Here is an 11736-nt window from a genome sequence, read left to right as displayed (position 1 = left end):
GAAATCCCATGACCGACGTCGTCATCGTTTCCGCCGCGCGCACCCCGGTCGGCTCCTTTCTGGGCGCCCTGTCGTCCCTTCCGGCGTCCAAGCTGGGCGAGATCGCCATCAAGGCGGCGCTGGAACGGGCCGGTGTCTCCGGCGACGAGGTCGATGAGGTGATTTTGGGTCATGTGTTGCAGGCCGCCGCCGGTCAGGGCCCTGCGCGCCAGGCCGCCGTCGGCGCGGGCGTTCGAAAGGAAGCCGCCGCCTGGAGCCTGAACCAGATCTGCGGCTCGGGCCTTCGCGCCGTCGCCATCGCCGCCCAGCAGATCGCTCTGGGCGACGCCAGGATCGTCGTCGCCGGCGGCCAGGAGAGCATGAGCCAGGCGCCGCACGCCCAACAGCTACGCGGCGGTCACAAAATGGGCGACGTCGCCCTGGTCGACACCATGGTCAAGGACGGCCTGTGGGACGCCTTCAACGGCTATCACATGGGTCAGACGGCCGAGAACATCGCCGAAAAATGGTCCATCAGCCGCAACGCGCAGGACGAATTCGGGCTAGCCAGCCAGCACAAGGCCGAGGCGGCCCAGAACGCCGGCAAGTTCGATGACGAGATCACGCCGGTCGTCATCCCGGGGCGCAAGGGCGATGTGACGGTCGACAAGGACGAATACATCCGCCATGGCGCGACGCTGGAGCTGATGCAGAAACTCAAACCCGCCTTCACCAAGGACGGCAGCGTCACCGCCGCCAACGCGTCCGGGCTGAACGACGGCGCCGCCGCCATGGTGCTGATGAGCGCCGACGAGGCCAAGGCGCGGGGCCTGGAGCCGCTGGCCCGCATCGCCTCCTACGCCACCGCCGGCGTCGATCCGTCGATCATGGGGACCGGCCCGATCCCGGCGTCGAAGAAGGCGCTCGAGAAGGCGGGCTGGGACGTTTCCGATCTGGATCTGGTCGAGTCCAACGAGGCCTTCGCCGCCCAGAGCCTTTGCGTGGTCAAGGAACTGGGTCTCGACCCGGCCAAGGTCAACGTCAACGGCGGCGCCATCGCCATCGGCCACCCCATCGGCGCCTCGGGCGCGCGTATCCTGACGACGCTACTGTTCGAGATGAAGCGGTCGGGCGCGAAGAAGGGTCTGGCGACCCTGTGCATCGGCGGCGGCATGGGCGTGGCCCTGTGCGTCGAGCGCGCGTGATTTTCTAAGCCCTTCTCCCGGTGGGAGAAGGTGGCCGGGCGGAGCCCGGTCGGATGAGGGTCGGATGGTGGGCCAGATCGCACCAGCCGACCCTCACCGTTTGGCTGCTTCGCGCCGCCCTTCGGGTCGCACAAGGACGACGGCTGCGCCGCCGTGTGCTCAAGCCCTCTCCCAACGGGAGAGGGGCGCCATTTTCAGTCCGCCGCCGGATATTCGAACGGATCGCTCGGCGTGGGCTGGGTCGGCAGCGGCATGCGGGGCAGGGGCTCGTCGCGGTTGGCGGCGTTCAGCAGGAAGCTGGCCAGAATGATGGCCGCCTGACGCAGGTCCTCGGCCTTCAGGTGGTCGTAGCTGTCGATGCTGGTGTGGTGCAGGCGGCTGGAATAGTCGAGCGGGTCCTGGATGAACTGATATCCCGGCACGCCGACAGTCTGCATATAGACGTGGTCGGTGCCGCCCGAATTGCGCAGCGAGACCGTCGTCGCGCCCATGCTGGCGAACGGCGCCAGCCATTCCTGGAAGATCGGGGCGGCGGCGACATTGCCCTCGGCGTTGATGCCGCGAATCTTGCCCGAGCCGTTGTCCAGATTGAAATAGGCGACCAGATCGCGATAGCCGGCGCGCGGCTCGATCGGCCAGCGGCTGCGCCAGGTGCGGTTGTCCGGCAGGCCCGCCAGCGCCGGATCGTTCGACGCAGCCCGCGTCGCCAGATGACGGTCGACATAGGCGAGAGAGCCCAGAATGCCTTGCTCCTCGCCGTTCCACAGGCCGAAACGGATGGTGCGTTTGGGCTTGACGTTGAGCGCCTTCAGGATGCGGGCGGCCTCCATGACCACAGCGCTGCCGGCGGCGTTGTCGACAGCCCCGTCCGAGGCGACCCAGCTGTCCAGGTGGGCGCCGGCCATGACGTATTCAGTTCCGCGCGCCGTGCCGGGGATGTCGGCCAGGATGTTGTAGGCGTTGACGTCCTCGTCGTGGAAGCGGACCTCGCTCATCAGCTCCAGCGTCGGCGGCGCGTCGGTCAGGGCGAGGCGCGCCAGACGGCGATAATCCTCGGCCGCCAGCTCCATCCCCGCCAGCCTCGGCGTGGCGCCGACCTGATAGGTGTAGCCTGTGCCGTGCAGCAGGCCGCCGTCACGCTGGGAAATCCGCACCCAGGCCAGGGCACCCTGCTCGGTCAGGAAGGCGTCCAGCTGATTGGCGAAGTTGACGGTCTTCAGCGAGCGTTCGATGGCGGCCGGCGAATGCTGGGGCTGATTATAGGTGTTGCGCTCGGCCAGTTCGGCGCTGGTCCAGCGGCGGAAGGCCGGCTCGGTCGGCTCCGACCCCGTGCCCGGCTGGGACAGCATGACGATCTTGCCCGCCAGCTTGCCGCGCCATTTGTCGAAGTCCTCGACCTTGGAGATCGGGGCCACGATCACGCCGCCGCTTATCACGCCATTGGTCGAGGGCGTCCAGGCCACCGGGATGGCGCGCAGATCCAGCGGGCGCGGCGCGGTCATTCGGGCGCTGGAGCGGACGATGGACCAGCCCCGGCCGAACTCGAACCCCTCGGCGCGCACGTCGGACAGACCGTAGTCGCGGAACTGCTGCTGCGCCCAGCGTTCGGCCTCGCGCATCTGGGGCGAGTTGGTCATCCGTCCGCCGATCCGGTCGGTCAGATAGGCGGCGGTCTGCATCACTTGGCTGTGGTTCAGCCCCTGGTCGATGATGCCGTTGACGGCGACGCGGTCCACCGACTGGGCGGCGACCGGCGTGGCGAGAAGAGCGGCGGCGGAGACGAAGGCGAGCAGACGCGACATGGATTTCCCCAAGAAAGCCCGATGGCTGAACAGGGGCGCATCTGATGTGATCCGGTCGCGGAGTGCAAACCGCAAACGGCGTTCAGGCCGCGACGATCAGCCCCATGTTCACCCGCATCATCACCCCCAGGGGCCGCGCGGCTCCGTTGGAGTGGTCGGGACGCCGGTGGTCGTGAAACCGGCGGCCGGGCGCGGCTGGGTCAGGTCCGGCGTGCGGTGGCGCGGCTGCATGCCCATCTTCGCGCCCAGCTCCATCAAGGCCCGGACGCGGTTTCCCGTCGCCGGATGGGTCGAGAACAGATTGTCCGCGCCACGGCCCGCCAGCGGATTGATGATGAACATCTGACCCGAGGCCGGATTGCGCTCGGCCGTCTGATTGGTGATCCGTCGGGCGTAGGCGTCGATCTTCTGCAGGGCCGAAGCCAGGGCCTGGGGATCGCCGGCGATTTCGGCGCCGACGCGGTCGGCCTCATATTCGCGGCCTCGGCTGATGGCCATCTGTACCAGACCGGCGGCCATGGGCGCCAGCAGCATCTGGGCGATCGTGCCAATGACGCCGCCCGGCCGCTCGCGGTCGTTGCCGCCGAAGAACAGGGCGAAGTTGGCGAGGGCCGCGATGGCGCCGGCGATGGTCGCCGTCACCGTCATGATCAGGGTGTCGCGGTTCTTCACATGGGCCAGCTCGTGCGCCATCACCGCGCGCACCTCCTCGCGCGTCAGCATGTCCAGCAGGCCGGTGGTGGCGCAGACGGCGGCGTTCTCGGGGTTTCGGCCGGTGGCGAAGGCGTTGGGCTGATCATTGGGAATGATGGCGACCTGCGGCTGGGGCAGGCCGGCGTCGCGGGCCATCTGACGCACGTCGGCGACATAGTTGCGGACCACGGCGTTGGGGTGCTGCTCGTCGACCGGCTGGGCCCGATACATCTTCAGCACGATCTTGTCGGCGTTCCAGTAGCTGAACAGATTCATCCCGCCCGCGAGCAGCAGGGCGATGGCCATGCCGGGGCCGCGACCGATCATATAGCCGACCCCTGCGAACAGGGCCGTCATCGCCGCCAACAGAATGAAGGTCTTCAGATGGTTCATCGCGGTTCCATTCCCGATCCGTCTGGCGTCACGGGCTTGAACCTCTATTTGAGAGAAGGCGCATCAAGCCTCAAGGGAGCCGCCCTGTGACCGAACATCCCACCCTCGCGCCGGATGACGCCGACGAAACGCCGGCGGCAGCGCCCGTTTTCAACGCCGACGTGCCCCACGCCACGCCTGAACGGCCGCTCAGCGAGGCCGCGCGGCGCGCGCTTCAGGAAGCGGCGGATCGTCGCGCGGCGGAAACGACCCTTCAGGCGGACACGGAATACGGCGGTCCGACCGGTCCCGAACCGACCCGTTTCGGCGACTGGGAGAAGAAGGGGCTGGCGGTCGATTTCTGACCGGCCGAGCCTGCTGCGACGGGCGCAAAGGTTAACCACGCCTTAAGAAACAGGCGCCGGACTTGCCAGTCACGGAACAACTCAGAGGAGTCTGTCCCGTGACGATACAGTCGATACTTACCGCCGCGTCGGCGGCTCTGCTGCTCTCCGCAGCGCCCGCTCTGGCCGGCGGTCCCGGTCACGGGGGTTATGGCGGCGGCCATCCCGGCGGCGGCTGCGGCGGGGGCTGCGGCGGCGGCGGTCACTACGGCGGCGGCAACTACAACGCCAACCACAACGTCAATGTGAACGTGAACGGCGGCGCCAACGCCAACGCCAACGCCTATGCAAGCGCCTCGAGCTATTCGGCGAGCAGCGCCCGGTCCTATTCCAGTTCGTCCAGCTTCCAGCGCGGCTATGTCGGCGGCGGCACGACCTATGTCGGAAGCGGCGGCTATTCGGACGGCTATTACGGCGGCGGCTATGTCGGCGGCGTCAGCGCGACCTCGGTCCTGGTCGGCCGTCCTCCGGTCAGCGCTCCAGTCGGCTATCCGGTCTATGGGTTCGGCCGTGACTATATCGGCTGGCGCCCGTATCCGGGCCGTCCGATCGACTGCAACTGCCGTCTGCCCGTTCGCCCGCCGGTTCGCTACGAACATCGCTATGAGCAGCGGTACGAGCAGAGCTACGTCGATCAGCCGCCGGTCTATGTCCAGGCGCCGCCCGTCCAGATCGCGCCTCACCGCATCTATGTCGCGCCTTCGCAGGTCAGCATGGCGCCGCCCCATATCGAGATGGGACCGCCCACCTATATCGAACAGCCGCCCATCTATGTGCAGGTGCCGCCGGTGAACATCGGGCCGCAACGCGTCCAGGTGGCTCCGTCGCAGGTGAACCTCGCCCCGGCCCAGGTCGATGTCGGCCCGCCCGTCTATGTCGATCAGGCCCCGGTCTATGTGCAGTCGGCGCCCGTCAACATCGGTCCGCAACACATCCAGGTCGCCCCGGCCCAGGTCAATGTCGCGCCTGCCCAGGTCGAGGTCGGCGGCCCGGTCTATGTCGATCAGTCGCCGGTCTATGTGCAGTCCGCGCCGGTCAATGTGGCCCCGGCCCAGGTCTATGTCGCGCCGCCGGAAGTGAACACGGCTCCGCCGCCGGCACCGCCCCCGCCTCCGCCGTCGGGCTACTACGGCGACCTGCCGCCGCCCGAGGCGCCCGCGCCCCACGCCCCCCCGCGTCACGGCTACGCCCAGGAGCCGGGCGAGCGCGGCTGATCGCCTCGCGCGAGAACAACCAAAGACGAACGGTCGCCCTGGTCTGTCTCAGATCAGGGCGATCTGCTGTGCGATCGCTTGCGCGGCCGCGCGAGGATCGCTCGACGCCGTGATCGGCCGGCCGATGACCAGATGGGTCGCGCCGCTCTCAAGCGCCGCCTGTGGCGTCGCCGCCCGCGCCTGGTCGTCCAGCGCGGCGCCGACGGGTCGCACGCCGGGCGTGACGATCAGGAAGTCGGGCCGGCCCGCCTCGACCGCCAGAGCCCGGGCACGCGCCGCCTCATGCGGGCTGGAGACGACGCCGTCGATCCCGGCCTCCAGCGCCTGCCGCACCCGCCGCTCGACCAGATCGGCCGGAGACAGGTTGTGGTCGTCGGCGGCCAAATCCTCGGCCGTCAGGCTGGTCAGGACCGTAACCCCCAGCACCTTCATCTTCGAGCCCGCCGCGCCGCGCGCCGCCGCCGCCATGACCTGGGGCCGCGCATGCACCGTCAGCAGGTCGCAGTCGGCGCCCGCCAGATTGGCCGTCGCCTTCTCCACGGTCGCGCCGATGTCGTGCAGTTTCCAATCCAGGAAGATCTTTCGCCCCTGCGCCTTAAGTTCCCGCGCCAGCGCCATGCCGTCGACCGCGAACAGTTGCAGTCCGACCTTGTAGAAGCCGATCGCATCGCCGATCCGCTCGGCCAAAGCGGCCGCCTCGGCTGTGGTCGGCACGTCGAGGGCGCAGATGATCCGCTCGTCGGGCGCACGATCGGAGAGGGTTTGGGGATCGGTCATCGACGGACTCGCGCTGAGCGGCTATGCCTGACACGAGGGCGCGTCGGCAGGGCGGCGTGATGGATTGAGGGCGAGGGCAGGCGATGAACGCAGTCGATTTAGGTGTCAACCTGTTCGTGACCCTGTTCGCCCTGCTGGACCCGATCGGCAATCTGCCGATCTTCGCCGCCGCGACGGCCGGGGCGACCCTGCGTCAGCGGATTTCGGTCTCGGCCCTGATCTGCGCCTTCGCCGCCGTTTTCCTGGCCTTCTTCCTGTTCACGGGCCTGGGCCTGTTGCAGTTCTTCGGCATTTCGCTGGCGGCGTTCCGCATCGCGGGCGGCATACTGCTGCTGTTCCTGGGGCTGGACATGGCGCGCGGCGACTTCCTGGCCATGTTCGCCGACAAGGATGCGCTGGCGGATTCCAAGGACGTGCGCGGCTACGCCCGTCGACGTTTCCAGCGTCTGGTCGTGCCCTTCGCCATTCCGCTGATGATCGGCCCCGGCGCCATTTCGGCGGTCATCATCCAGGCGGGCGAGGCGGCCAAGCTAGGCTACGCCGGGACCATGGGCTCGCTGGTCGCGATCGCGGCGGCCTGCGCCGTCTCCTTCGTCTGTTTCGCGCTGACCGGGTCGCTCAGCCGCCTGCTGGGCGAGGTCGGCATGGCGATCATCGTCAAGGTTCTGGGCCTGATCCTGTGCGCCCTGGCGATCCAGTTCATCCTGCTGGGCCTGGGCGAGGCCATTCCCGGCATGATCTCCGGCGCGGTGACGACGCCCTATCCGGCGACCAAGTAAGACGTCAGTCCGCCTCGTCCTCGATGGCGTGGATGTCGTCGTCAGTCAGGCCCAGATGGTGGCCGATCTCGTGGATTAGGACGTGGGCGATCAGTTCGCCGATCCCCACGTCGCCGCGCTCGCACCATTCGTCCAGGATAGGGCGGCGATAGAGGAAGACCCGCGACGGCTCGGCCGCCGGGCCCAGGCTGTCGCGCCGGCCGATGTCCACGCCATGATACAGGCCCGTCAGCTCGAACGGGTCCTCGATCTCCATCTCCGCCAGCGTCGCTTCGTCGGCGAAGTCGTCGATGCGGATGACCACCTCGCCCGCCGCGTCTTTGAACGGTCCGGGCAGGGCGTCGAACGCCTCTTGAGCCAGGCGGGCGAAGTCATCGAGAGAGGGGGCGATCGGGTCGGTCATGTCCGCATATCGCCGCCCCGACGCTCTGCCGCAACGGGGCGCGATGACGCGATTACTAGACTGCCGCTTTTTCGCGCGCTTGGAGTATGGTTAGCGAATCGGGGCTGAGACTCTTCTCCAGGGACACGAATGGCCGAGGCCGACATCGCCTATGTCGCCACAGCGGGCGCAGCCGGACTGGCCATGGCCGTCAGCGCCTGGGCCTTGCTGCTGCGTGGGCGGTTGCATGAGACCGCCGTCGCCGCCGAGCGCGAGCGGGTTGAGGCCCTGGCCGACCTCAGCCGCCATGACGCCATGCTGCGCGCCTTCGATGACGTCAGCCTGGCCCTGACGCCGGACGGGCAGGCGGCCGGTCTGCCGATCGGTTCGGCCGAACTGATCGCGCGGCTGGCGGGTGAAGACGCCGAGGCCGGGGCCGCCGTCCTGAACAAACTCCGGATCACCCACGGCGCGCTGATCGACGCCCTGGTTCACGAAGGTCAGGCGTTCGAAGGTCTGGTCGCGCTGGACGATGTGGAGCCCTGGCGGATCGAGGGCCGGGTTGCGGGCGGTTCCGCCTGGCTGCGGCTGTCGCCCGCCTCGCGCTTCACCCTGACCGGGGCAGATGCGACCGAAAGCGGCCTGGCCCTGTTGGGCGACGCCTCGCCGACCCCGACCTGGGTCGTGGACGGGACCGGCAAGCTGGCCTGGGCCAACCGCGCCTGGCTGAACGAAACCAATTCCGAGAGCATCGATGACGCCGTCGAAAAGGGCGTGTCCTTCGACCGCGGCGCCGACGCCCTGGTCGCCGAGGCCGCGCGGCTGGGCGTGCGCCAGGAGGGCTTCCGCTGGACGACCGGCGGCGGCGCGCGGCGCGCCTGGCGCATCATCGCCGAGCCTGCGGGCGGCGGCGCCGTCACCGCCTTCGCCATTGAGGTGACCGAGGCGGAAGAGACGCGCGACACCCTGCGCCGCCACGTCGACGCCCATGACGAAACGCTGAACCACCTGGCCGACGCCGTCGCGATCTTCGGTCCGCAAAAGCGGCTGGCCTTCCACAACACCGCCTTCCAGACTCTGTTCGACATCGACGCGGCCTGGCTGGACGAACGTCCGACCCATGCCGAGCTGCTGGACCGCCTGCGCCAGCGTCGCAGCCTGCCCGAAGTCGTCGATTACGCCGGCTGGAAGGCACGTGAGCTGGAGTTCTATGGCGCGTCGGAGGCCTCGCCGGACGACAGCTGGTCCCTGCCGGACGGGCGCACCCTGCGCGTCGTGCGCCAGCCGCACCCGCTGGGCGGCATTCTGCTGATTTTCTCGGACATCACCGACGAGCTGAAGCTGCGCAGCCGCTTCAACGCCCAGATCCAGGTCCAGCGCGCGACGCTGGACAAGCTGAACGACGCGGTCGCGGTGTTCGGCTCCGACGGCCGACTGCGGCTGCACAATGAGGCGTTCGAGACCTTCTGGAACCTGTCAGCGGACAAGATCGCGACGGCCTCGGACTTCGACGCCCTGGCCGAACTGTGCAAGGCCGTGCTGCCCGATCCCGCCCTATGGCTGGGGCTGAAGGCGCGCGTCGCCGATCCCGATCCCGAAAGCCGCGTCGCCATTTCCGGCGAGGGCCGGACCGTGGACGGTCGCGTCGCCGCCTGGCAGACCCGCCCCCTGCCGGACGGCGCGACCCTGGTCGCCTTCTCGGACGTGACGGCCCGACGCGGGCTGGAGCAGGCGCTGGTGCAGCGCGAACAGGCCCTCGCCGAAAGCCAGGCGCTGAAGCGCGAGTTCGTCGGCAGCGTCTCCTATGAGCTGCGCACGCCGCTGACGACCATCGTCGGCTATTCCGAACTTCTGGAGGTCATGGGCGACCTGCCCGAGCGCAGCCGCCAGCACGCGGGCGCCATCCGCATTGCCGCCAGCCAGCTGGCCCGCTCCATCGACGACGTGCTGGACATGGCCCAGATCGACGCGGGCGAGATGGAGCTGTCGCTGGGCGACCTCAGGGTCTGCGACTTGCTGAGCCAGGCCGCCGAAAAGGTCCGGGCGCGGGTCGAGGGGCGCGGCGCCACCCTGACCGTGTCCTGTCCCGCTGATCTCAAACCCATCCGGGCCGACGAACACCGCATCGGCCAGGCGCTGGATCATCTGCTGGAGAACGCGGCGCGCGCCGTGTCCGAAGGCGGGGCGGTCGAGCTGAAAGCCGAGACCGGGCCGTCCGAAATCCGCCTGACGGTGTCCGACACCGGGCGCGGCATTCCCTATCATTTGCAGGCCCACGTCTTCGACCGCTTCGTGCGGCGCGAGCGCGGCGGTCCCGGCGTGGGTCTGGCCCTGGTCAAGGCCCTGGTCGAACTGCACGGCGGCTGGGCCGAGGTCGAAAGCGAGCCAGGCAAGGGCGCCGCCTTCATCCTGCATCTGCCGCTGGGCGCCGCGACCACCGCCGCCGCGCCCGAGCTTCAGCTGGAACTCTAGCGCCGCGAAGCCTTCGAGGCGTCCCGCGCCGGGCCGAACTCGGCGCCGGCGTTCCATTCCGGCCATTGGTCGCCGTTCGCCAGCTCGCGACCGACCGCGTAGATCAGGGCCACATCGGCGGCGGCGGCGTCCATCGTCCAGGTCGAATCCCATTCGTCCGTGGGCTGATGATAGCGGTTCTGGACATAGTCGCGGCTGACCGCGCTGGCGCCGGTGAAGCCCGCCGCCGGGAACAGGGCCGGCACGCCCTTCAGCGCCAGGGGGAAATGGTCCGAGCGATAGAAGGCCCCGGCCTGGGGCGCCGGATCGGCGATCAGGGTGCGGCCCGTCTCGGTCGCATGGCGCGCCAGAATGTCGTCCAACTGGTTCTTGCCCTTGCCGATGACGACGACGTTCGGATCGATCTCGGTTCCGGGCAGCAGGCTGTCGACGTTGATGTTGGCGACCGTGGTCTCCAGCGGCCAGACCGGATTGGCGGCGTAATAGGTCGAACCCAGAAGGCCCGCCTCCTCGCCCGACCAGGCGGCGAAGACGACCGAGCGTTCGGGGCGCGGACCTTCGGCGAAGGCGTGGGCCAGTTCCAGCAGAGCCGCGACGCCGGTCGCATTGTCCACCGCCGCATTATAGATCTTGTCGCCCTGTGCGTTCGGCGTGCCGACGCCGTAGCCGTCCCAATGGGCGCCGTACATGACGGTCTCGTTCGGGCGTTCCGAACCGGGAATGCGGGCGATGACGTTCTTGGTCTCCACCTTGTCGGCGATCTGGCCGAAATCGACGCTCATCGTCAGGCCGCTCAGGACGACGGGTTTAAAATCGGCGCTGCGCGCGCTGTCCTTCAGGGCGGCGAAATCCAGGCCGGCGGCGGTGAACAGCTCTTCCGCCTTGGCGCGCTGGATCCAGCCCTGGAACGCCGCGCGCTCGGCGTCGGGGCTGGCGCGCACGATGTCGAACTTGGGCGCGGCCGATGAGTTCTGCAGCGTGGACCAGGGATAGCCTGCGCCGGCCGTCTCATGCACCACCAGCACCCCCGCCGCGCCGCGACGGCCCGCCTCCTGGAACTTGTAGGTCCAGCGGCCATAGAAGGTCATGGCGTTTCCGTCGAACTTGCCCGCGACCGGGTCGCCGTCGGGCGCCTGGAAGTCGGGATCGTTGACCAGGACGACGATGACCTTGCCGCGCACGTCCACGTCCTTGAAATCGTCCCACTGGCGCTCGGGCGCCGTGGCACCGTAGCCGACGAAGACCACAGGCGCGTCGGTCACCGTGATGTGGTTGGTCGGCCGGTCGCTGGACACCAGGACATCGGGACCGCGCTCCAGGATGATGGTCTTGCCGCCGACGGTCGCGGCGACGGTGGCCGGACCGTCCTGGCGCGTGCGCGACAGATGGGCGACCTGGACGAAGGCGCCCTCCGGCCCGCCGCCCTCGGCCCCCGCGGCCTTGAACCGTTCGACCAGCCAGGCGACGGTCTTTTCCTCGCCGGCCGAGGCGGGGGCGCGGCCTTCGAAATCGTCCGACGCCAGAACCCGAACCGACTCATTCATCCGCGCGGCGTCGATGTTCGGTGCCGTCTCCTGCGCCAGGGCCGGACAGCAGGCCATCATCAGGGCCAGGATGGAAACAGCGGGGAGGGCGTGGCGCATCGGATACTCCTGAT

At 68.8% G+C, this 11736-nt stretch carries 10 protein-coding genes; 5 read left to right on the top strand and 5 right to left on the bottom strand.

The annotated features are described in order from the left end of the window. Positions 1–8 precede the first annotated feature (8 nt). Positions 9–1184 (top strand): acetyl-CoA C-acetyltransferase, encoded by a 1176-nt coding sequence (locus O2K97_RS00720; protein ID WP_269220069.1) that lies wholly within the window; start codon positions 9–11, stop codon positions 1182–1184. A 194-nt stretch (positions 1185–1378) separates the two neighbouring features. Here the strand turns inward: O2K97_RS00720 and O2K97_RS00715 are convergent, their stop codons facing one another. Together O2K97_RS00715 and htpX are read right to left on the bottom strand one after the other, a co-directional pair. Next, positions 1379–2986, bottom strand: coding sequence for a M20/M25/M40 family metallo-hydrolase (locus tag O2K97_RS00715; RefSeq protein ID WP_269220068.1), 1608 nt, complete (start codon positions 2984–2986; stop codon positions 1379–1381). A 120-nt stretch (positions 2987–3106) separates the two neighbouring features. Beyond that, on the bottom strand, positions 3107–4072 hold the full coding sequence (htpX, locus tag O2K97_RS00710; protein WP_331276132.1) for a zinc metalloprotease HtpX: 966 nt from the start codon (positions 4070–4072) through the stop codon (positions 3107–3109). A gap of 86 nt (positions 4073–4158) precedes the next feature. On the opposite strand from htpX, the gene O2K97_RS00705 reads away from it, so the two are divergent. Beyond that, positions 4159–4416, top strand: coding sequence for a DUF1674 domain-containing protein (locus tag O2K97_RS00705; protein ID WP_269220067.1), 258 nt, complete (start codon positions 4159–4161; stop codon positions 4414–4416). 98 nt (positions 4417–4514) lie between these two features. Continuing rightward, the gene (locus O2K97_RS00700) at positions 4515–5669 is read left to right on the top strand and encodes a hypothetical protein (protein ID WP_269220066.1); all 1155 of its coding nucleotides are present in this window, start codon (positions 4515–4517) and stop codon (positions 5667–5669) included. A 48-nt stretch (positions 5670–5717) separates the two neighbouring features. On the opposite strand, the gene pyrF is transcribed toward O2K97_RS00700, so the two are convergent. Further along, on the bottom strand, positions 5718–6446 hold the full coding sequence (gene pyrF / locus O2K97_RS00695; protein WP_269220065.1) for an orotidine-5'-phosphate decarboxylase: 729 nt from the start codon (positions 6444–6446) through the stop codon (positions 5718–5720). 83 nt (positions 6447–6529) lie between these two features. On the opposite strand from pyrF, the gene O2K97_RS00690 reads away from it, so the two are divergent. After that, a complete protein-coding gene (locus O2K97_RS00690) occupies positions 6530–7225 on the top strand; it encodes a MarC family protein (protein ID WP_017505485.1) in 696 nt (231 codons plus the stop codon). Between the two features lie 4 nt (positions 7226–7229). Here the strand turns inward: O2K97_RS00690 and O2K97_RS00685 are convergent, their stop codons facing one another. After that, positions 7230–7628, bottom strand: a complete 399-nt coding sequence (locus O2K97_RS00685; protein ID WP_045809509.1) for a metallopeptidase family protein — start codon at positions 7626–7628, stop codon at positions 7230–7232. A 129-nt stretch (positions 7629–7757) separates the two neighbouring features. Between O2K97_RS00685 and O2K97_RS00680 the strand changes: the two genes are divergently transcribed. Beyond that, positions 7758–10079 carry a sensor histidine kinase gene (locus tag O2K97_RS00680; protein ID WP_269220064.1) on the top strand — a complete coding sequence of 774 codons (2322 nt, stop codon included), beginning with the start codon at positions 7758–7760 and terminating at the stop codon, positions 10077–10079. On the opposite strand, the gene O2K97_RS00675 is transcribed toward O2K97_RS00680, so the two are convergent. Further along, positions 10076–11722: a M28 family metallopeptidase gene (locus O2K97_RS00675; protein WP_269220063.1), complete on the bottom strand. Its 1647-nt coding sequence runs from the start codon at positions 11720–11722 to the stop codon at positions 10076–10078. The genes O2K97_RS00680 and O2K97_RS00675 overlap by 4 nt on opposite strands. Positions 11723–11736 lie beyond the last annotated feature (14 nt).

Source organism: Brevundimonas vesicularis (genome assembly GCF_027105095.1).
Classification (GTDB): Bacteria; Pseudomonadota; Alphaproteobacteria; order Caulobacterales; family Caulobacteraceae; genus Brevundimonas; species Brevundimonas vesicularis_E.
This window is presented reverse-complemented; position numbering and strand designations above follow the sequence as displayed.